Genomic DNA, 21,997 nt, shown 5'->3' on the forward strand with positions numbered 1-21,997 from the left:
AAGGAGCTCAATATATGAAAAAAAGCCTTCAAATCGGATCCGCTTTTATAGGGATTATCGTTGGAGCAGGCTTTGTGTCAGGTCAAGAAATATTAATATTTTTCACTAGTTATGGCTATCTAGGTATTGCAGGTTCCGTACTTGCAACTATTTTATTAGCATTTCTTGGCATGAATTTAACGCAAATTGGTAGTCGTTTGCAGACGACTTCGCACGAAAAGGTCATTTATCATATTTGTGGTCCGTATTTAGGTTTTGTTATTGATATGGTTATTACCTGTTTGTTGTTTGGCATAACGATTATTATGTTTGCTGGAGCAGGCGTCGTTTTTGAGGAGCAGTTCGAATTATCTGCTATAATTGGTAGTTTAATAATGGCAATTATTACGATTATCACCGTAACGTTAAATGTCCAAAAAGTAATTGGATTAATTGGTGCAATTACTCCATTTCTATTAGTAATTGTTTTGATCATAGCGGCCTATTCGGTGTTCCATTATGATTCAAGCGTAGATTTTAAAAATGTGAGTACTGGAACAACTCCCCCAGTTCCTCATTGGGGCGTTGGTGCATTATTGTACGTTTCCTATATTATTGCTGCTGGTGTAGCGATGATTACAGTTATAGCAGGTACCGTTAAAAATCAAAAAGTGGCTGGTTGGGGCGGATTTTTAGGGGGACTTGGACTAGGGCTGCTAATTTTACTCATTAATATTTCGATGTTTACACAAATAGATTATATTAAAAATACATCGATGCCAATGGTTACCTTAGCAAAAAATATGCATCCTATTGTTGGTTTTTTTATGGCGGTTATTCTTATTGGAATGATTTATAATACAGCAGTTGCGATGCTGTATGCATTTTGCGCACGTATTGTAAAACCGGGAAAAACTTCGTTTAAAGCATTTACCGGTTTTACTGGTGCTTTGGCATTTTTCGCTAGTTCTTTAGGATTTGTCTATCTTATTGGAACGATATATCCCGTAACTGGTTATTTGGGGATTCTGCTAATAGCTGCTATTATTATATATTGGTTTACATATAAAAGAGAAGTTTATTGAAAACAATAATAGAGACCCATTCACTAAATATAGCGAATGGGTCTTTAAGTTTTTTATTATTTTTTTACGTCTACGATTCTACCTTCTGTTTCATTGTTCACTGTTTTCAATGATTGAAGTTGTTCTTGAAGGTTTTCCCAATCGGAAAGACCAAGATCGGTTACACGACCTTCTGCATAAGCTTTTTTGAATACATCGTAACCGTCTCCACCTTTAGCAGTGAATGCGTTTGTTGCTACTACATATTTTTCAGCATCTTTGATGTCTACATATGAGCCATCTGCTGCTTTGTATTTAATGGAAACCACGCGTTTTCCAGCAGGTTTAGAAGAATCAAATTCAACTTTCGCACCTGATACATGCAAGAACCCGCCATTTTCTATTGGGTATGATTTAAAGCTAAGTTCAAATGCTTCTTTTAATTCTGCACCTGTTACTTCCATTGTTGCTAGAGTATTACCAAATGGCAATACAGTAATTACCTCGCCAACAGTGATTGGTCCAGCATTAATAGCTGCACGAATTCCTCCGCCATTTTGTAGTGCCATAATTACTTTATTATTAAACGTTTTAGCTTTTGTTAGCATTCCATCCGTAATGATGTTACCTAAAGCTGTTTCATTTTTACGTACGCTTACTTCTGTATTATCATTTGCTCGAGGATTCGTAAGCTCTGTTTCTGCTACAACCCCAATTTCTTTTCCTTCTATTTCTTTAATTTTTTGAGAGTACGTTTTCAGTAATTCTGCGGCTGTAGGGTCTTCTTTTTGGTCTTTGATCGAAATCAATTTTCCTTCATACCCTACAACTTTTCCATCTTTGTCGAAATCCACATCTACAGTGCCTAAGAAATCGCTATATTGGTATGCTTGCACGATAACGGTCGGATCTTTTTGTACCCCATTTTTATCTTTATCCACAACTACAGGTTTGTCCAGCTGTGTATGACTGTGACCACCAACAATTACGTCAATCCCATTAACAGCTGCTGCTAATAATAAATCATTATCATACGCAGGGTTATCGTCGTAACCGATATGTGTTACTGCAACTACTTTATTTACACCTTGTTTTTTAAACTCATCTACCATTGTTTGAGCAGCTTTTATATAATCTGTGAATGTAACATCTTTTGGACTGGAAATATCCGCAGTTTCTGCAGTAGTAAGTCCAAATAATCCAATTTTTTGGCCATCCACTTCTTTAATGATACCGCTGTAAATTTGTCCATCCTTTGGATTGGAAGAAACATTTACATTGAATAATCCCTTTAAATTTACGTCTTTTGAGAAATCAACATTTGAGCTAACGAATGGGAAGTTAGATTTTTGGATAAACTCACTTAATGCTTTATGACCTTCCGGAGTTGAACCTAAATCAAATTCATGGTTACCAAATGTCATCACATCATAATCCATTAACTTCATCAAAGCTAAATCTGCTTGTCCCTTGAATTCATTGAAGTATAGCGTACCAGAGAATACGTCCCCAGCATCGATTAATAAAGCAGATGGTTTTTCTGCTCTTACTTCTTTAATCGCTGTTAGACGTTTTGGCGCTTGCTCTGTTCTTGCATGTGTATCATTAACATGCATTAATGAAAGAGAGAAATCTACATTTGTTTGGGAATATGTAGCATATAAGTTCTCTAAATAGGTTTTAAGTTCTTTAATAGCAGGTACTACTGACTCACTTGGAAGTTTATCTACAAGAGGTAAAGTAGCATTTACAATCGCCATTGCTTCTTCTTTTTTACCTTCTGCATAAAGTGCAGCTGCTTTATTCGCATTCATATAAATAGTAACTGGAACTGCAAGAGCATCTCGTTTTTGATTTGCAGGATTTTTATATTGTTCTAATAATAGATCACGAGATGCCTTCCCTGTAAATCGATATAAAATAGCAGTTCTCGATTTTAGTTGAGTCGACAGTTTGTGATATGCTTTTTCAATCCCTGCCCAGTCTTTCTTTGCCTCAGCTTGTTCTAGTTCTTTCATGATTGGATCTAAATATTTATCAGCATAGTTGTATGCATCAATATAAGGAATTAACCCTTTTGTTACTCGTTCATGATACAACTCATCTAAATTTTTAAGTAAAATGTTTTTATTTTTTGCATCAGATTTAATAATTGCATCTTTCGCTTTTTGATAATTTTCCTTAGCAGTATTTAATACAGAATATAATTCAGTACTAGTAGCTAATTTTCCAGATTGTGCAGGAACTACATAAGAATATGAAGCTTTTTTAATATCTTTTCTTGCGTTGTCTACTACTTCCTGTAGAGAGCTATTTGCAAATGAGACACTCGTCGCAGAAAATAATGATGTCGCAATGATTGCAGCAACAGCTGACTTCTTGAACTTACTATTTTTCATAACTTACCTCCTGAGTGATGGTTAGATAATTAATTCTATTAATAGATTCATAATTATCCACTATCCCTAAAGTACCTCAGTTCCTAATATATCGCAAGTCGAAATTCTGATAATCCCCATTGAAAATTACATTAATTTTTTCGACAATAAACGATATTTATCCCCCAAAAAGCAACCGTTATTATGACAAATTTTTCCCTTGTATGTGCTTACATAGTTCTCTTTGTGATATAATTAACCATTATACGAAAGATGGGAGCATCACTATGTTAAAAGATATTTTTATGGCATTGTCAGAAAATCAAACATTGAACGGGGCAGCAAAAAAATATGGTTTAAAAATGGGTGCACAGCATGTTGTTGCAGGAACAAATATTGCAGAAACGATGGAAAGTATCAAAAAATTGAACGCACTTGGGATCTCTTGTACAGTAGATAATTTAGGGGAATTTGTTTTCGAAAAAGAAGAAGCTTTAGAAGCAAAAGCACAAATTATTGCTGTAATTGAAGCAATTCAGGAACACCAAGTAGATGCACATATTTCATTGAAGCCATCCCAACTTGGATTAGATATAGATTATGATTTTGCATTAGAGAATTTAAAAGATATTACAGCTATAGCTAATAAATACGGTACATTTATTAATATCGATATGGAATCACATAAACACTTACAACCATCTTTCGACATTTTGGACGAGTTATCGAAAGAGTACGATAATGTAGGAACTGTAATTCAAGCGTACTTTTACCGCGCTGTAGAAGATATTCAAAAATATAAAAACTTTCGCCTTCGTATCGTAAAGGGTGCTTATAAAGAACCAGCGGAATATGCATATCAAACAAAAGAAGAAATCGATCAAAACTATGTAGAATTAATCGAGTGGCACTTACTAAACGGAAAATTCACATCGATCGCAACCCATGACCACAATGTAATTAACCACATTAAACAATTTATAAAAGATAATAATATTCCAAATGACAAATTCGAATTCCAAATGCTTTACGGATTCCGTACAGATATGCAACAACAGCTTGCAAAAGAAGGTTATAACTTCTGTACATATGTACCATTTGGAAGTGACTGGTACGGCTACTTCATGCGCCGTCTAGCAGAACGCCCACAAAATTTAAACCTTGTCGTAAAACAAGTATTTAACAAAAAAACAAACACATTAATCGGAATCGGTGCAGCTGCATTCGCACTCGGACGATTAACAAAAAGCAATAAAAACAAAAGATAAATAACAAAAGCGCAAGCGCCTATGACTGCGCCGACAGGCAAATGTGCGGGCCCAGGAGGCAGCTCCTCAGCCACCACAAGCGATTTTGTTTCCGACGAGCTTGCGCAGGAGCAGCTTTTTCACATTTGACCCCGAGGGGCAACGTTCTTCTGCGACGAGCTGTGCGCTGGAGTCTGGACGGAGAATCACTTGTAGAAAGTTATCTACGTTTCATAGATTTTATAATTTTCTAAGTAATAACAAAAACTGTGTTGCAGGTGCCTACTAGCAACACAGTTTTTTTATATCCCTATTAGGACAAAATGGTGCCAGTCTCCCATAACATTTTTGCCATAAAAAAACACCTCATTCTACGGGGAATGGTAGAATGAGGTGTTAGGGTCCTTGTTATCGCTCAAGGATATATTGATATCGCCGTAAACTTAATACCTTCGTTTTTTTCGCTTCGCTTTATCGCTTTGTTGCTAATCAGAGATTTCCCCTATTATGGCTTAGTTGGTTGAACTCGCTTCCTTCAAACTTGTTCATCAACTTTAAGTATTATTCATTTGTTAATTTCATAATAGCGAAAGTAAATGAGAATACTCATAGAGTTTTATTAGAATTTAATGAGAAATTTTATTCCCATGTAACAGAAAGTATTTTTCCAGAAATCGCATGCACTTGGATCGTCGCTTTTGCTTTCTTTTCTTTAGCACTGTCTTTGCTGTCTTTGCTGTCTTTGCTGTCTTTGCTGTCTTTGCTGTCTTTGCTGTCTTTACTTTCTTTGCTGTCATTCTCAGGAATGGATGCTTTCATCACAATTAAATAGTAACCACCCTCATTTGTTTTCACAAACGAGCTACTTTCAACTGTACCTTTCTGTTGCTGTTGCGCTTTTTTAATCGCCTGTTCTTCCGAGATTAATACAGTTGTAACAGCTTCCGGTTTTGCTTCGGCATCCGGTTTTTTAGCTTCTGATTGTACTGTATTAGGTTGGGGAACTTGTACTTGTGTTTCCTCCGACGTTTGTTCTTCCGCCTTAGCAGATTCAGTCGTTTTTGCCGGCACCAATTTCATCGCTACTACTACTTTTTCTTCTGTTTTAATAGTCTCTTCTTTTGGCGTTTCCGCTTTTGTCTCTTCCTGTTTGCTCGTCTCTACTTTTAACGATTCCTTGCTGATTTCTTTATTAGGCTTGCCTACTTCTACCTTTTCTTCTATTTTAGAAGTGGCAGATATGATGGACTTCGTTGTCGTATTTTCACTTGGTTTTGGTGGTTCTACTACAACCACTTCTTTATTAGTAGCTGTCTTTTTTTCACTAATAATAATTTTGGAAGGGGCTTTCGCTGGTCCTATTTCCGCTTTCGTCTCTTTTTGCTCTTCTGACGCTTTTTCTTTGTCAGGTTGTCCTACCGTTTGAGAAGACTTCTCTGGGATCAATTCATTTGATCCTGCCTCAACTTCACTTTCTGTTTGAATGATGTATTTATCCGATTGTTTAAGCGAATTAACTTCACCCGTTAATGCATCCATTTCTACTGTATAGACAATTCCATTTTTAGTAATGAGCGCATCGTACACAGCTTCATTTTTCTTTACACTAGCTACTTCTGCATCATATGTCTGCTCAAGTTGGGAGCGGACTTCATTTTCCGATATCGACTGATGATTCGTTCGGGTAATGGTTAATAAAAACACAATCGCACTACCAGCTACAATCACCGTAATAATCGATAGAAATCTTTTTAGTTTCAAAAATTTCATTCACGCTTTCCCTCCTCAAATCTATCTTAAAGTACTAAGATTAAAAATCGATGAGAATTTAAGTATTTGGGATAAAAATATGAATCGTTGTGCCAAACCCAACTGTGCTTTCAATTTCTAAATCTGCTGACAGACGCAGAGCGATATCTTTAGCAATAGCCATTCCAAGCCCTGTGCCACCTGTCTTTCGATTTCGAGCTTCATCCACTCGATAAAAACGGTCAAAAATATGCGCCAAATCTTTTTTCGGTATACCATTTCCATAATCTAAAATAGAAATAGTTACACCCCTTTCATCTTCCAAAATAGTCGTTTTAATTTCTTTCTCACTATATTTCCTTGCGTTATCCAGAATGATGAAAAGCAATTGTCTCAATTGTTCTATATCTGTATTAGCGTAAATGGGTCCATCACCTATTAATAAAAACTTCCGATTATAAGCTGTACGCATCGATTGTAACGTAGTTTCTACTAAGGTAAATACATCTATTTTTTTGAAATATCGTATGTTTTGTTCATTACTTTTAGCTAGCAATAACATTTGCTCAATCATTTCTTTCATTCTAGCTGTTTCATTCACAATCGCTTGCACAGACTCTTCTGCAATTGCGGTATTGCTAAAGCCATGCCTTGATAATAATTTTGCATAACTTTCAATGACGGTTAGTGGTGTTTTTAATTCGTGAGAGGCATCAGAGACAAATTGTTCTTGTTTTTTATAGTTTTGCTCTAATTGCTCCATCATTTCGTTAAACGCAATGCCCATTTGTGCCATTTCATCTTTGCCATTTGGAGGTACGACAATTTTATTATATGTTCCAGATAATCTACTTTGGGACATAGTATTTATTAGCTTTTTGATAGGTTTCGTAATTATTTTACCTAACGTAACACTAGAAACAGTCATGAGTAGCATGCCAACTAACATAACGCCTAGTAAAATGAGACGAAGAAAGTCTAAATTCTTTTTTACATCTACTAAGATTTTCATTGTCTGAACTTCTGTAACTTCCCCGTTTACCCAAATGACTGGTTTACTAATCGTTAAGATTGGTGTGCTTTGAAAAGCACCGATTGAATACCGCTCTCCTTCTTTAAACTTTGGGTGATAGTCATTGACACCATCTATCGTTTGCACGAACAATTTTAGTTCCTGATGACTATCGATCACACGAATACCACCATTTGAAGGAATATATGTACGTAAAATGGTTGCTGCGTCTGCTTCGTTACTTATTTTACTTAACGCGGCAATCAGCTCATCTACTTCATTATTAAGCTGTTTGTATTCCGTATCAAAAGCCATTTTTTCAAATAATATGTAAATACCAACATTCATCATGCTTAAAATAACGAGTGTAAGAACGGTGGAAAATAGGTGTATCTTTGTTTTAAGTTTCATCGTTTTTCTTCTCCTTCAGTACGTATCCGACACCTCGTACTGTTTGAATAAGAGAGGATTTCCCGTTTTCTTCTAGCTTTTTGCGTACATATCGTATATAAACGTCTACCACATTAGTATCTCCATAATAGTCAAAACCCCACACGGCATCTAATAATTGTTCCCTCGTCAGCACTTGGTTTGGATGTTTCATCAAATAGAGTAGTAAATCATATTCTCGGGGTGTCAAATTGATCGACTCTCCATCGTTTGTTATTTCACGAGTTTGTTCATTTAATAGAAGCGAATGGAAAATATGGACATTATCATCCCGTTTCGGAAGAGTAGACGAAGATTTAGAAAAACGAATAGCGGTGCGTACGCGTGCAAGAAGCTCCTCAATTTCAAAAGGCTTTGTCACGTAATCATTCGCTCCTAAATCTAAGCCTGTCACCTTATCCTCTAAATCACTTTTAGCAGTTAATAGGATAACAGGAGTATCACTCTCTGTTGCTCGAATACGCCGAAGAACATCTAACCCGTTCAACCCAGGCAACATCAAATCGAGCAAAACTATATCCCATACTTTCTCTCTGTATTTGATCAATCCATCCGTACCTGTATATGCGATTTCAACAGCATACCCTTCGAATTCCAGCTCTAGCTGCAGAACACGCGCGATATTTTCCTCATCTTCAATAATCAGTACATGCTCTTTCATCGAAAATCCCCACTTTCTTTCCCACTATTTTATCACACAACCAAATAAATTAACCGTTACTGTTACTAGTTGCGCCGGAAAATAAGCTCTTCAAAAATTTATTTTTAGTGGTGTTTTGGGGAGGAAAATTGATTTTTGGAGCGTTTCTGTGTTCAACAATGAAATTGTTGCGAAAAAGGATGAATTTTGACAATTGTTGTTTTATTTAATTTGTTGTATCGTGTAGTCAAAACATTGGGGGTGTTAGTTTAATGAGTAGTATGAGAAGAGTTTGGCGGCCAGAGACTTTTTATCATGTGACAGTGCGTGGAAATAATCGACAAAATATTTTTTTAAACGAAACAGACTTTGCTTTATTTTTTCGAGGACTGCTTTATACATACGAAAAGTATCCGTTTACTGTTATTGCTTATTGCATGATGAATAATCACTATCATTTACTCATTCGCTCACAAGAAGTACCACTTTCTAGTGTTATGGTCATTATTAACAAAAGGTATTCTGAGTATTTCAAACGGAAGTATAATTATTTCGGGCAGCTTTATGAAACACATTTTTTCGCAAAGATGGTGGTCGACCCAATTAGTTTATTGAATGTGAGTAGCTATATTCACCAAAATCCTTTACGAACGTCTAATACGCTTGTAGAAAAGATGGAATTCTATCCACATAGTTCTTACCAATTCTATTTCAATCAATCAAAGACTCCGCCTAGTTTTATAGATACACAGTTATTGCCTTCTATCATCGAACAATATTCAGAAATAGTAGCAGAGAATTATTGTTCCTATTGCGAGAATTTTCAACCAGAAGAAGAAAAATCCTCTCATATGTCAATAACTTAGTTTGACATATGAGAGGATTCATTTAACCTATTAGGCAATAGTTTCATCACTACTAATAAGCGTAAGATTGTGACTCGCTACTTTGCACCGTTCTACGAAAGCATTAAAAATGGGACGGATTGTGGAAACGGGACCTTCCATCATTTCTGGATGCCACTGAACGGCCACTACAAAACGTTCACTAGCTACCCACTCCATTCCTTCAATAATACCGTCTGGAGCCAACATCGTAGCTTTAAAGCCTTGTCCCATTTCTTTCACTGCTTGATGATGGAAACTATTTACACCAACTTCATCTGTTTGATAAATTTCGTAAAGAAGCGAATCTTTTCCTATCGCTACAGGATGGAATGCATGATGTCGTACCGCCTTAGGGACAGAGTGATTAATACCCTCTGGTTTTTGGGATTGAAGATCTTGGTATAGAGTCCCTCCTGTTGCTACCGTAAGTACCTGCATCCCTCGACATATACCAAGTACTGGTACATTCATGTCGAATAAAACCTTTTGAGCAAGCTTTAGTTCATGAGCATCACGCTTTGGTTCTATTAAACCTAAACCAAATTTAGGATACTCTCCGTAGTAATTAGGATCAATATCCGAACCGCCGGAAAATAATATACCATCGAGCTTTTGTAAAAGTGGCGTTATTGTTTCTATATCCTCTGTAATCGGCAAAATAACTGGTACACCACCGGCGCGCTCAATCGCAATAATATAATCATCTGCAAGCATTTGCCAATCTTGATCTTTGGCACCGATACCTGCTGCCAAACCAGCCGCGTCGTTTGATAAATAGTTTGCACATATCCCAATAAGTGGTTTCACTTTAAATCCCCCATTGTATTTAATCTTCGCAAAAAATCGCCGCTCAGCCATTTGGAGGAGCGACAATTTTCAATTTATTATTTAATTTCAACAACCCAGCCAAATGGATCGTCAACCGTTCCTTTTTGAATTCCAGTTAAAGCATCATACAATTTTTTGGAAAGTTCTCCTGTTTCCCCATTGTTCACATAAAACAGTTCGCCTTTCCAGCGAAGTTCACCGATTGGAGAAATAACTGCTGCCGTTCCAGTTCCAAATGCTTCGTCTAGCTTACCATTTAAGTATGCCTCACGAATTTCCTCCATAGACACTTTACGCTCAGTTACTGGCACGCCCCAATGTTTCAACAATGCAACGATCGATTTGCGCGTAATACCATCTAAAATGCTACCATTTAAAGCTGGTGTTACTACTTCTCCATCTATTTTGAAAAACACATTCATGCTGCCGACTTCTTCTATATATTTTCGTTCAATACCGTCTAACCAAAGAACTTGTGAATATCCTTCACGATCTGCAACTTCTTGCGCTTTTAAACTAGACGCATAATTTCCGGCCGTTTTTGCTGTTCCAGTTCCTCCAGCAACCGCACGAACATATTCGTTTTCTACCAAAATTTTAACGGGATGGATTCCTTCTTTATAGTAAGAACCAACTGGTGACATAATAATGATAAAACTATATGTTTTAGAAGCTGATACTCCTAAATGCGCTTCTGTCGCAATCATAAATGGACGAATATAAAGGGATGTACCTGGCTCACTCGGAATCCATTCTTTATCTATTTCAATTAGTTGCTTTAATGCTTCAAGCGCAAAATCCTCGTCAATTTGAGGCATGCTAAGGCGATCGCACGAACTATTCATACGTCTCATATTTTCTTCTGGGCGGAATAAACGAATAACTCCATCTTCCGATAAGTACGCTTTCATCCCTTCAAAAACCGTTTGACCATAATGTAAAATACTCGCAGATGGATCTAGTGTAATTGGTTGATAAGGGACAATTCGGTGATCATGCCATCCTTGCCCTTCTGTATAATCCGCTATAAACATATGATCTGTAAATTTTGTACCGAAAACTAATTGATCTGAAGGTGTTTTTTCAGTTTTGTTTTCGTTTTTTGTAATTTGAATTTTAAGGCTATTCACTATGTACTTCCCCTATCAATTAATTTTTAGTAGATTGTAGCTACATTGCGTACAATATATTATATGCAATTATACTACTTTTAAGAAAATTATAAATACCTTTTATAAAAATATTTTTAAACGCCCATTTAAGCAATTTTGAAAGTAGCTTACTTACATAGAAAACTTAACTTTCAGTAACAAATCATGACCTTTAGCCGATATACCATGTATAGGACAAAATACTATTTAGATAGGAGGCGTCATATTTGTTTAAATTTACTACATACATACTTACGCTTTCGATTTTATTCGTTAGCTGCTTCTCTCCTTCCCTTCAAGTGCAAGCATCCACATTGGTAAGTGGAATGTTTGTTGATGTCACTTATGAAGAAGTCGTTTTGGATAATAAAACAACCGAAAAGCAACTATCCAAAATCACCTTAATAAATGACAAAGGGAAAACAATTACATTGAACATTGATTCCTACGCTTCCCTTTTCATTAATTCCACACCGACCTCAATAGGAGGATTTAAAGAAGGTATGTGGGTGGAAGCAACAGTTGATTTGCGCAATGTAAAAGAACTAAATGGCTTTGTCGGTATCGCTCAAGGTAGTGACTCGAAAGCTATTTCTAATAGTCTTACTGGGACAGTGAATACGATTGATAGAAATGGTAAATTTATTGCCATAAATTCAAAAGACAGAAATTCGGTTAACTATTATTTAGATGCTCAAACTCAAGTTTTTAAAGACAATAAATTAGTCGATTTAAGTGTTTTATACGAAGGTGACCGGGTAAAGTTAACCCTTGCTGAACACGATTCCACTACACTTTCTACTATTGAAATAATCGCAGAAGGTATCAAAGTGGAGCATCTATATAAAGGGACTGTCCAACAAATAGATACGAAAAAGAAAAAACTTGTCGTAAAAAACGAAAAAGTGTTTCGCAACTGGGATTGGCAAAATGGCTCCGGATCCATTAGTTCAAAATCGTTTACTGCAAAAACACCGATATACGTTGGAAATAAAAAAATAGATGAAAGTCAAATCCGAAAATATATAAATAATGAAGTGTATTATGTAACGATTGAGCAAATGGGCCAAGAAGTTGTACAAAAAATAATTATTAAACAATCAAATGAGCGAAATCTACACGAGCGTCTAAACTCAGTAGATACTTCTACTCAAAAGATTAGATTATCAAGTACTGGTAATATTCCTTATCATAACGGAACAATCATTATTCGTAATGGGCGTCTAGTCGATGCAAGTGCACTTTCCCAAAGTGGTGATGCCTATGTTATTACGAATGGTGCTACTACTCATCAATATGCAAATGTCATTCATGTGACGAACGATGGTTTCCAAAGTGCCAATTTATCGAATCATGAAGTGTATTTTGGCCAAATAAATAGTATAGGATCGTACCAACTTACTTTAACGAATGCAAATCGACTTTCAAATAATTATTGGTACGGGGTAGGATACAGTAATTTAAGTTTCAGTAATGATACCGTTGTTGTAGAAGATGCTAATCATATGACGACAGATTTCACGAATAGTTCTAGTAAATATGCTTATTTCTATGTTAAAGATAATCATATTGTTGCTGCAAGAATTGTAGGGTGGAGTAGCCCAGCATCGTACATTTCGGTGGGACGATATAGTGGAACTTGGTATTGGAATTCGATCCAGGTAAAAGATGTAAGCCAGTGGCAAGCAGGTAATTGGGTGGAGACTACGCCGATTTATTACATGGATACAACCTGGACAACCTTCATTAAAGAAGGAAAAGTTATTTCTAAAAGTGATTTAGAAGAAAATGATCGACTATTTATTATTCATGATACGTACACGCAAGCTCGTATTATTTTAGTCGATTAATCTATTGAAATGAGGTAAGGAAAATTCAAATGTTTAGTAAAAACATGAAAAAATTATTCGTTTTAATGTTGACTGTTGTATTAGCGTTCACATTATTAATCCCTACGACAAGTGCGAAGGTACCAGATTTCAACGGTGGTGTACTCGATGAATATGAGTACGAAGAAGTGTTTTTCTTAGCGGGCTATCCCATTCATTTTATTGGAAAAGCAACTGTGACCGAGAAAGAAAACAAAAATCAACTAACGACAACTTATAAGTTCACGTTAGAGAGTGACAAAAAGGACAAATTAACACGTAATGTTGTATATGTGTCAGATTTAAAAAACTATGAAACAAAAGGACAAATAACGTCTAATACAAAAGTAAAAAGCTATACCGAAAAAATTACGATGGCAAATAAAACAACTTATACATTAGACGATTATCAATTTTCGCAAGGATCGGTTATTGATAATCGGCCAGCTACTGACTATTACTCTGGGAATGTAATTGCTAGAAAGATTTATATTAAAAGCGAAAAAACAGGTAAAGAAACTTCAAAAGAAAAAATTACAGTTTATATGGACGGACGTAACGTTGGATACAAAAATTTCTGGGGCTCTACGGACACGCAGTTTATCGATTATGAAATCGAAACACCAGAAGGAACTGCATTTGTAACTAGTAAAGTTTCTGATAGTAAATCAAGAGTATTGGAATATGAACAACATACTCCTTCCCTTTCTAGCTTTGTAGGAGGACATGCCGTCATTAGTTCTTCTAATATCGTTTCTGAATACGAGTATAATATCCCTTATTATGCTGGAACAGGCACTATTTATTTAAATAAAGAAAAAACACCGAAAGTAGAGCGTTTAATCGTTCCGAAATTCCGTGATATCGCAAAACATTGGTCCAAGCCAAACATCGAAAAACTATATTCTCTAGGTATCTTCGATGAATCTAGTAACTTCTTTTCACCGGATGCAGCAATGAAGAAGGACCTATTCACAGTGGGGGTTGCAAAAGCGGTAGATTTACGTGTACTGGAAGAAAAACCTACGAAGAAAAATTCAACGAAAAAAGCATTATTCGAAGACTTAGACATAAATGATCCTAACTATGTCTATATCGAAAGCGCACTAAATAAAGGGATCGTCAGCCCAGTAAATAAAGAAAAGTTTGGCGCAAAAGATTCGATCACACGTGCACAAGCGGCTACCATTATTGTTCGTTCCCTTGGATTAGAAGGACGTGCTCCTACACCGGGATATACAACTAAATTCATTGACGATAACAAAATACCAAAAGAAGCAAAAGACAGCATTTACGTAGCAAGTGAATTAGGATTAATCGATCCAGATAAAAAAAATCGTATCAATCCTAATGAAGTACTGACAAGAGGAAAAGCATCTCAACTGCTCGTTCGCTATTTAAATTTCTTAGAATCAGACTTAAAACAAAACTACCGAGACGATATGCTGTATTTCAACTAAGAAAATCCCCCGCTAAAGCATAAATTGCTTTTGTCGGGGGATTTATCGTTTTTATGAGATTATGTTAAACGAAGATTAGCCATATGATCATTGTTACTATGATTGTTGTGACACCTTGTAATAAGGTAGCCATTGTTTGAGCTTTGTACGCATCCGTTACTTTCATACCGCTGAACTGTGTAACTACCCAGAAATAGCTGTCATTAACGTGACTCACTGCCATAGCTCCTGCACCAACTGCCATGACAACTAAAGCAAGCGGTAGCGCACCATCAATACCTAGTGTTGGAAGCATTGGTGCTATTAGTGATGATGTAATTACGAGAGCAGCTGTAGAAGAACCCTGCGCTGTTTTCAATGCCGCTGCGATTAAGAATGGTACTAATAGGAACCAAGCACCGTTTGCAAGTGCTCCTAAATCCAATTGCTGCAATTGATCAGCAACTCCTGAGTTTTTAATTACTGTACCAAATGCTCCCCCGGCTCCAGTTATTAATAATATAGGTGCTGCTTCTTTTAATGCCTCGCCAATCCACCCAGACAAAGTCGTTTCATTAATTTCAGGTAATAACAAGAATGCTGCAAAAACCCCGAGCAATAATGCTACAGTTGGTGCTCCTAAAAATTGCAAGAATTGCGTAAGTCCAGATTCACTGCCTGTTAATGCTGCAACCGAACCCATCCCAATTAACACAATTGGCAATACGATTGGTAAAAATGCTTTAAATGTTGATGGCATTTTCCCAAAAGATTTGATTACTTCTTCATAATCAAGTGCTTCTTCATGATCTGCGTCCACGTCAATTTTCGTGCCGACTTTAACTGCCCAAATATACCCAACGATAACTGCTGGTATTGCTACAAACAAACCAACTAAAATGATTGTACCTAAATAGTCAGTAGCCCCGATATTGCCCGCTGCTGCAATAGGACCTGGTGTTGGCGGAACTAATGTATGTGTTGCATATAATCCAGTTGACAACGCGATTGCCATAGAAGCGACTTTTACTTTTGCTCTTTTTGCCAATGATTTTTTCAAGCTCGATAAAATAATAAATCCTGAGTCACAAAATACTGGAATTGATACGATATAACCGATAATCGACATCGCAAGCTGCGGTCGCTTGTCACCTAAAATACGAAGCACCACTTCCGCCATACGATAAGCTGCACCGGATTTTTCTAAAATAACTCCGATAATTGTACCGGCAACGATGACAATACCGATACTTGTCATCAGCCCGCCGAAACCAGTATTCACATTTTCAACGACTGTAAGTAAAGGCATACCAGATGCAATACCTACAAAAAACGCACTAATTAAAAGTGCTAAAAACGGATGCAATTTGCACACTGCCGTTAATAATACTACTAAAAGAACCCCCACTAAAATCACAAAAAACAACATTTGTTACACCCCTTTTTATAAAATGGATTGCATAACTTCTTTCGTTCTTAAGCGTAAATAATAGCCAGCTTGTTCGATAGATTCTTCTTTAGATACTATATCGCCCACAACACTTGCAAGCTTATAGAAGTAAGAAGATAGTTGCGGTCTACTTTCCTCTTCTATAAATCCTGAAAGTAATATGACTGGAACTCCCATTTCTTTTCCGACATTTGCGATACCAATAGGTGCCTTACCAGAAAGTGTTTGAATATCTGATTTTCCTTCCCCTGTAATGATGAAATCGGCATCCACGATTTGCGCTTTAAAATTGATTGCTTCCATAACTACTTCGATTCCTGGTTTTAATGTCACTGGGAATAATGCAAGAAATGCCCCACCTAAACCACCTGCAGCACCTGCACTAGGCTTTTGGTGGAGTGCAATACCAGTCACATCCTCGATTTTATTCGCTAAATGAAACAAATTTTGATCTAGTACTTCTACTAATTCGGGAGTAACCCCTTTTTGCGGACCAAAAATAGCCGTCGCACCATTTGGACCAATAAATGGATTGTCAACGTCACAAGCAATGATAAAATGTGATTCTCGAATTCTTTTATCAAAGTTTGTGTCATCTACTTTATGTAACTTAGCTAATGCTCCTGCACCTTCCGGTAATTCATCTCCAAATTGATCTAGAAATTTTATTCCTAACGCTCGTAGCATTCCTGTTCCACCATCGTTTGTCGCGCTTCCACCGATACCAACGATGAACTTTTTGTACCCGTTATCGAGTGCATGTAGGATTAACTCTCCAGTTCCATATGTCGAAGCAATAAGCGGATTCTTTTCATCATCCTTCAGTAAAGTTAAACCAGATGCTTTCGCCATCTCGATCACGCATGTTTTCCCATCTCCTAGTACGCCGTATTCTACTCGGATTGGTCTTCCAATTGGATCATGCACGTCGACTTGAACCGTATGTCCATTTGTCGCCATTATTAGCGGTTCCAAAGTACCTTCCCCACCATCTGCTACAGGGAGTAATACAGTTTCAATCATTGGGTTTACTTCCTTTATACCTGCAGCTATTTCACGTGCCGCTTCCATTGCAGTTAATGAACCTTTAAAAGAATCAGGACTGACAACGATTTTCATTCTATCACCTCATTTTAGTTAAGCGCTTACACATAATTATATTGATAATTATAATTTTTACATTATACTTAAAGTATAAAATTACTGTATTATAACAGGTCATTTTTTATACTTGATGGAGGTACCATGATTACAAAACAGCTTGCCAATCAGATCGTTGAACAAACAATGCTTAGACTACACCGAAATATTAACGTCATTCAAACGAATGGGATGATTTTAGCATCTGGGGACCGCCTACGTGTAGATAGTATTCATGAAGGGGCTATTATCGTAGCAGAAACGAGAAAGCCTTTACTAATTACAGAGGAAAATAATCACTTATTCCCGAAAACGAAACCTGGTATTAATTTGCCAATATTTTTTCAACAAGAATTAATTGGAGTGATTGGAATTACGGGTGATCCGAAAGAGATTGAAGAAATAGCGACACTCGTTCAGCTGACAACAGAAATGATGGTTTACCAAGCGTTGATTGCCTCGGAACGCGAGTGGGAAAGAAAAATGCAAGAGATGGTTTTTGAAGAATTAATGAGTGGACAGCCTTTACAAAAAGTCATTTTTGAACGAATAAATAAAATAGGCTTCCAAAACAAAGCCCCTTTTCATACGATGATGATAGAACTCAATCCAGAATCTAAATCATATCAAACAATACTTCAAGGAATCGAACATTATTTCCATCACGATTCTATTTTAGTCGGACATTATCAATTAAACGAACACTTCATCCTTGCTTCCGGATTAGACGAAAAAGCATTTCAGCAAAAAGTAAAACAACTCGCTAACATACTTCTGAAGTACAATATTTTTCCAATTTCGGTAGGTCAAGTCGTTCATTCGCTCGACCAAGTCCATTATTCTTATCAAACGGCAAGAATTGCGTTTGAATATGGACAGCGCAAACAATCAATTATTCATTTTGATGAAGTGGAACTATATTCACTATTAAAAAAGCGTGACTCCCAAGAAGCACAGCATTTTACCAATCGGATACTAGGTACATTAGATGAAAAACTACTCATCACTTTACATTCTTTTTTTTACTGCAATCAACAACAAGCAGTTTGTGCGGAATCGTTAGAAATTCATCGTCATACACTTACTTACCGCCTAAAAAAAATTCATAGTTTAACTGGATATAATCCAACTTTATTTCAAGACGCCATTGTTTTACAAATTGCATTGTGGATGACGGATCGAAACTTTCATAACAGTTAAAAAACCGTTTCAGCTTATTTTGCCGAAACGGTTTTATTCATATTATTATTATTTTTTAGCTACAGATACGTTAGCTATCTTTTTAGCGCCTACGTATTTGTTCCCCCAGTAATATGGGTCATTTAATTTATCGATTCGAACACCTTTTGATGTTGAAGCATGAATGAATTTTCCACTACCTATGTACATTCCAACGTGAGAAACGCCTTTACCTGATGTATTGAAGAAAACTAAGTCTCCCTCAGCTAAGTTTGCTTTTTTCACAGATGTGCCTGTGCTGTACATTCCTGCTGCTGTTCTCGGTAAGTTCACACCATTGTTTTTGTAAATATATCCGATAAAACCTGAACAATCAAATCCTGCTTTCGTTGTTCCACCATAACGATATTTAATTCCTATTAAATTTTTCGCACTTGATACTATTTCATTGGATGCTACAGTGCTTGCTGCTTCTGTATTTCCTGCAAATGTTCCAACGGCTAAAACTACAGTTAAACTAAAGATTGTGATGATTTTTTTAAACAAAGAAGTCAAAACTTATGTTCCTCCAAAAGATGTGTATTGAAAAATTCTACTAAAATTTTACTAAACTAGTATTTGTAAATTTCTCTATACCCATACTAACACGTTCAAAACTAAAATGATTTTACAGTTGTGTAACAAAACTATTACAAAAACGTCTAATAGTTTTCAAACGTATTTGCTTTATAGGTATTTACTCGTCGTAAAACATACAAATGAAATGTATCTTTTCTACCTGTTCATATGATATAAATAGTATAAGGAAATGATTAGGAATTACCTAGGAACAGGGGAGAAATAAATGATGAAAAATACACTAACAGTACATCTAGGATCGATTATTGTTGGAATAATCGTTGCGATGCTGTTAATCACTTCGGTCGCTACATATAAGACTGCATATGATGAGTTATATAAAGCCGCTGGAATTGAGGCTTATGGATGTGCAAATATTACAACCGGCTTGATCAATCCTGGAGATATGATCAAAATAATAGATGGTGACGCTGCTGCAGTTGATGCAGTTAGTAAACAGCTCAACTGGACTACTGCACATAAGGATATTTTTGAAACTCAGTATATTATTGATTTGGATGGAAAATTATTAGCACTTGATGATCATTTGAAAGCAGACGGTTACAAGGCGGGAGATCAGTTTTATATAGATAAAGAAGCAGTAGATATGCTACTTGAAATGGGTCACCCAACTTACTCTAAAGCCTATGAATTCGGTGAGATGAAGCGTCTTTCTGGGTATGCACCAATCTATGAAAACCATGATCCAACTGGCAAGATCATCGCAATTAGCGTGATTGATTTCGACGCTTCTATTGTAGGAAATCGAACATGGGATGTAGTGAGTAAAGGAATACTTACTAGTTTAATCCCAATGATACTTGCTTCCATCGTTACGTTATTTTTGATCAGAAGAAAAACAAAACCACTTACGGTACTTATTGCCCATGCGGGGGAGATTGCAAAAGGGAATCTCTCTGTTAAAGACACCAACTTTACAAGCAAAGATGAGATTGGAGATTTAAGCAAAACGCTTAATAGACTTGCTGGAAACTTCCGTGAAATTCTCGGAACTGTTCAGAAGACTTCAGTTCAACTAACACAAAATGCAGAAGAAACAGCAGCTTCTTTAAATGAAATGAAAGATGCTGTACATCAAGTCGCTACAAATATGAGTGAAACGGTTGCATCCGTGTCAGATGGAACTTTGACAGCCGAACAATCATCTGTGATTTTACAATCGCTTGCAGAAGATCTTCAAAACTCTAAAATAACAGCGGACGCAAGCGTAGAGAATTCTAAAACCACGATGACAACAGCAGAAGAGGGATTAACTCGTGCAAGTGAAATTAGTCGCGATATGGACAAAATTAGAATAGCTTCCATTGAAACAGGTGAAACGATTCAACGTTTAAATGGAGCAACGACAAAAATCCAACATATTACCGGCTCCATTGCAGCAATTGCCGCTCAAACCAATTTACTCGCACTAAACGCATCGATTGAAGCAGCTCGGGCAGGTGAACACGGAAAAGGCTTTGCGGTTGTTGCAGAAGAAGTTCGAAAACTTGCGGAACAATCAAATAGCGAAGTAAACCAAGTCGAAATGATTGTTCAAGATATTACAGCAAGCATTTTATCGGTTGTAGCTTCTACAGAAGAAAGTACAAAACTAATTGAAACTGGTTCTGCTACGGTATTGCAAACGTCTCAATCATTAAGCGATATTTCAACCGAAGTCGCTAAAACAGTAGAAGAAATTTCAACTATTTCAAGTAAAGCAACAAACGAAGCGGAAGACTCGAAACAAGTGGTGAAACTCATTCAACAACTAACAGAATCTATTCGCGAAATAGAAAGAGTGACAACATCCATTTCGGCAGCAACCGAACAAACAACCGCCTCTATTGACGAAGTGGCAAACCGCTCCAACGAAACAAGCCATATGGCACAAGCGCTTCAACAAATCGTAGGCAAATTCAAATTATAAAAATAATGCGAAAGCGCCTATCTCTGCCTCAATGATTAATATTAATGGAATGTCGCACATAATAGGGATACTGCGCACTAGATATCTATATTAAGTGACCGCCAGGATTTTCGCTGCAGGCGGACGCTTTCCGCCGGGTGAGCGATGAGCCATCGCCGACGCTACGCGTTCGCCTGCGATGTCTCATCTTCTCACTCATCCGGCAGGAGTCGCCGCCCTTCCGCGAAAATCCAGTAGTGTTTGTCAACTTAGGAGCATCTAGCTTTAACAGACCGTCCTAATACAAGCTCTGTCACTCCAAAATAATGAAATTTTCAAATGGTTAAATCCAGAAGACGGCTTAGAGCAACTAGCGAGCCATCGACAGCACTATTTCTCAAAGTAAAAGATTTACTTAGTATAAAATAATAAGTCTGGTCGTACATTGTATGGTATTTTGATGAATACAGGCACTTCGACTCGTATTCAATAGATAAAATTTTTCCTACTGAGGTAAAACTTTGGAATATAAAATTTACGCAGTGATTCAATTGTTTCTCGCAACATTGCAGAGGATATGCGCAACATAGAGAGGCATTTGTGAAACATACACATAGCTAAAGCAGAAAATGCTGTCTTTGGGTAATTTTGTTTGGTTAGAGGAGGGTTTGTCGCATTTGTAGCATGTTTCATTTCGTTCTACGATTAATTGGAATTACATTTTGTATTCACTGTCAGATCTATCCCAGTAATCTTGTTGTTTTTTAAGACTTGATTTTAAATAGTTACACTCATAAACTAGCAAATTTTGTGGATTACAGCGGAAGGGCGGCGACTCCAGTGGGATCAAGTGAGTAAGATGAGACATCACAACGTACGCGCAAGCGTCGGTGAAGGCTCATCACTCACCCCACGGAAGCGTCCGCCCTGCAGCGAAAATCATAGTGGTCACCTAATAGAACTCTCTAAGACGCAGTATCACTATACCGCGTTCGATTGAAAAAATGAC

At 36.8% G+C, this 21,997-nt stretch carries 16 protein-coding genes; 7 read left to right on the forward strand and 9 right to left on the reverse strand.

Annotated elements, in window-relative coordinates:
- Positions 1-14 precede the first annotated feature (14 nt).
- The gene (locus ACIQYS_RS06385) at positions 15-1,064 is read left to right on the forward strand and encodes a YkvI family membrane protein (RefSeq protein ID WP_402976323.1); all 1,050 of its coding nucleotides are present in this window, start codon (positions 15-17) and stop codon (positions 1,062-1,064) included.
- A gap of 56 nt (positions 1,065-1,120) precedes the next feature.
- Here ACIQYS_RS06385 and ACIQYS_RS06390 read toward each other — a convergent pair whose 3' ends face one another.
- Positions 1,121-3,442 carry a 5'-nucleotidase C-terminal domain-containing protein gene (locus tag ACIQYS_RS06390; protein WP_402976325.1) on the reverse strand — a complete coding sequence of 774 codons (2,322 nt, stop codon included), beginning with the start codon at positions 3,440-3,442 and terminating at the stop codon, positions 1,121-1,123.
- A gap of 266 nt (positions 3,443-3,708) precedes the next feature.
- Between ACIQYS_RS06390 and ACIQYS_RS06395 the strand changes: the two genes are divergently transcribed.
- Positions 3,709-4,689 carry a proline dehydrogenase family protein gene (locus ACIQYS_RS06395; RefSeq protein WP_402976327.1) on the forward strand — a complete coding sequence of 327 codons (981 nt, stop codon included), beginning with the start codon at positions 3,709-3,711 and terminating at the stop codon, positions 4,687-4,689.
- Positions 4,690-5,307: 618 nt separating this feature from the next.
- Here ACIQYS_RS06395 and ACIQYS_RS06400 read toward each other — a convergent pair.
- Genes ACIQYS_RS06400 through ACIQYS_RS06410 form a run of 3 tightly spaced genes read right to left on the reverse strand, consistent with a single transcriptional unit; the run spans position 5,308 to position 8,540 of the window.
- A complete protein-coding gene (locus ACIQYS_RS06400) occupies positions 5,308-6,438 on the reverse strand; it encodes a PepSY domain-containing protein (RefSeq protein ID WP_402976329.1) in 1,131 nt (376 codons plus the stop codon).
- Between the two features lie 58 nt (positions 6,439-6,496).
- Positions 6,497-7,840, reverse strand: coding sequence for a HAMP domain-containing sensor histidine kinase (locus ACIQYS_RS06405; RefSeq protein ID WP_402976331.1), 1,344 nt, complete (start codon positions 7,838-7,840; stop codon positions 6,497-6,499).
- On the reverse strand, positions 7,830-8,540 hold the full coding sequence (locus tag ACIQYS_RS06410; RefSeq protein ID WP_402976334.1) for a response regulator transcription factor: 711 nt from the start codon (positions 8,538-8,540) through the stop codon (positions 7,830-7,832). Before ACIQYS_RS06410 ends, ACIQYS_RS06405 begins: the two co-directional genes overlap by 11 nt.
- Before the next feature lie 251 nt (positions 8,541-8,791).
- On the opposite strand from ACIQYS_RS06410, the gene ACIQYS_RS06415 reads away from it, so the two are divergent.
- Complete coding sequence (locus tag ACIQYS_RS06415) at positions 8,792-9,385, forward strand: transposase (RefSeq protein WP_402976337.1); 594 nt, start codon at positions 8,792-8,794, stop codon at positions 9,383-9,385.
- A 30-nt stretch (positions 9,386-9,415) separates the two neighbouring features.
- Here the strand turns inward: ACIQYS_RS06415 and ACIQYS_RS06420 are convergent, their stop codons facing one another.
- Together ACIQYS_RS06420 and ACIQYS_RS06425 are read right to left on the reverse strand one after the other, a co-directional pair.
- Positions 9,416-10,213 (reverse strand): gamma-glutamyl-gamma-aminobutyrate hydrolase family protein, encoded by a 798-nt coding sequence (locus ACIQYS_RS06420; RefSeq protein ID WP_402976339.1) that lies wholly within the window; start codon positions 10,211-10,213, stop codon positions 9,416-9,418.
- A gap of 77 nt (positions 10,214-10,290) precedes the next feature.
- Entirely contained in the window at positions 10,291-11,364 is a 1,074-nt protein-coding gene (locus ACIQYS_RS06425) for a branched-chain amino acid aminotransferase (RefSeq protein WP_402976342.1), read from the reverse strand.
- 248 nt (positions 11,365-11,612) lie between these two features.
- On the opposite strand from ACIQYS_RS06425, the gene ACIQYS_RS06430 reads away from it, so the two are divergent.
- Together ACIQYS_RS06430 and ACIQYS_RS06435 are read left to right on the forward strand one after the other, a co-directional pair.
- A complete protein-coding gene (locus ACIQYS_RS06430; protein WP_402976345.1) occupies positions 11,613-13,235 on the forward strand; it encodes a hypothetical protein in 1,623 nt (540 codons plus the stop codon).
- A gap of 29 nt (positions 13,236-13,264) precedes the next feature.
- A complete protein-coding gene (locus ACIQYS_RS06435) occupies positions 13,265-14,713 on the forward strand; it encodes an S-layer homology domain-containing protein (protein ID WP_402976348.1) in 1,449 nt (482 codons plus the stop codon).
- 64 nt (positions 14,714-14,777) lie between these two features.
- Here ACIQYS_RS06435 and ACIQYS_RS06440 read toward each other — a convergent pair whose 3' ends face one another.
- Both ACIQYS_RS06440 and ACIQYS_RS06445 read right to left on the reverse strand, forming a co-directional pair.
- On the reverse strand, positions 14,778-16,121 hold the full coding sequence (locus ACIQYS_RS06440) for a GntP family permease (RefSeq protein WP_402976351.1): 1,344 nt from the start codon (positions 16,119-16,121) through the stop codon (positions 14,778-14,780).
- Positions 16,122-16,136: 15 nt separating this feature from the next.
- Complete coding sequence (locus tag ACIQYS_RS06445; protein WP_402976354.1) at positions 16,137-17,261, reverse strand: glycerate kinase; 1,125 nt, start codon at positions 17,259-17,261, stop codon at positions 16,137-16,139.
- 126 nt (positions 17,262-17,387) lie between these two features.
- Here ACIQYS_RS06445 and ACIQYS_RS06450 point away from each other — a divergent pair, with 126 nt between their 5' ends.
- Positions 17,388-18,482: a CdaR family transcriptional regulator gene (locus ACIQYS_RS06450; RefSeq protein ID WP_402976357.1), complete on the forward strand. Its 1,095-nt coding sequence runs from the start codon at positions 17,388-17,390 to the stop codon at positions 18,480-18,482.
- A 48-nt stretch (positions 18,483-18,530) separates the two neighbouring features.
- Here ACIQYS_RS06450 and ACIQYS_RS06455 read toward each other — a convergent pair whose 3' ends face one another.
- The gene (locus ACIQYS_RS06455) at positions 18,531-19,016 is read right to left on the reverse strand and encodes a C40 family peptidase (protein WP_402976360.1); all 486 of its coding nucleotides are present in this window, start codon (positions 19,014-19,016) and stop codon (positions 18,531-18,533) included.
- 289 nt (positions 19,017-19,305) lie between these two features.
- Between ACIQYS_RS06455 and ACIQYS_RS06460 the strand changes: the two genes are divergently transcribed.
- Entirely contained in the window at positions 19,306-21,009 is a 1,704-nt protein-coding gene (locus ACIQYS_RS06460) for a methyl-accepting chemotaxis protein (protein ID WP_402976363.1), read from the forward strand.
- Positions 21,010-21,997: the final 988 nt, after the last annotated feature.

Origin of the sequence: Psychrobacillus sp. NPDC096426 (assembly GCF_044762745.1) — a bacterium.
Taxonomy (GTDB): Bacteria; Bacillota; Bacilli; order Bacillales_A; family Planococcaceae; genus Psychrobacillus.

What these genes read in the sequence shown, in the direction of transcription:
- ACIQYS_RS06385 (WP_402976323.1), top strand. Translation starts at nt 15, where the DNA reads ATGAAAAAAAGCCTTCAAATCGGATCCGCTTTTATAGGGATTATCGTT.
- ACIQYS_RS06390 (WP_402976325.1), bottom strand. Translation starts at nt 3,442, where the DNA reads ATGAAAAATAGTAAGTTCAAGAAGTCAGCTGTTGCTGCAATCATTGCG.
- ACIQYS_RS06395 (WP_402976327.1), top strand. Translation starts at nt 3,709, where the DNA reads ATGTTAAAAGATATTTTTATGGCATTGTCAGAAAATCAAACATTGAAC.
- ACIQYS_RS06400 (WP_402976329.1), bottom strand. Translation starts at nt 6,438, where the DNA reads ATGAAATTTTTGAAACTAAAAAGATTTCTATCGATTATTACGGTGATT.
- ACIQYS_RS06405 (WP_402976331.1), bottom strand. Translation starts at nt 7,840, where the DNA reads ATGAAACTTAAAACAAAGATACACCTATTTTCCACCGTTCTTACACTC.
- ACIQYS_RS06410 (WP_402976334.1), bottom strand. Translation starts at nt 8,540, where the DNA reads ATGAAAGAGCATGTACTGATTATTGAAGATGAGGAAAATATCGCGCGT.
- ACIQYS_RS06415 (WP_402976337.1), top strand. Translation starts at nt 8,792, where the DNA reads ATGAGTAGTATGAGAAGAGTTTGGCGGCCAGAGACTTTTTATCATGTG.
- ACIQYS_RS06435 (WP_402976348.1), top strand. Translation starts at nt 13,265, where the DNA reads ATGTTTAGTAAAAACATGAAAAAATTATTCGTTTTAATGTTGACTGTT.
- ACIQYS_RS06440 (WP_402976351.1), bottom strand. Translation starts at nt 16,121, where the DNA reads ATGTTGTTTTTTGTGATTTTAGTGGGGGTTCTTTTAGTAGTATTATTA.
- ACIQYS_RS06445 (WP_402976354.1), bottom strand. Translation starts at nt 17,261, where the DNA reads ATGAAAATCGTTGTCAGTCCTGATTCTTTTAAAGGTTCATTAACTGCA.
- ACIQYS_RS06450 (WP_402976357.1), top strand. Translation starts at nt 17,388, where the DNA reads ATGATTACAAAACAGCTTGCCAATCAGATCGTTGAACAAACAATGCTT.
- ACIQYS_RS06460 (WP_402976363.1), top strand. Translation starts at nt 19,306, where the DNA reads ATGATGAAAAATACACTAACAGTACATCTAGGATCGATTATTGTTGGA.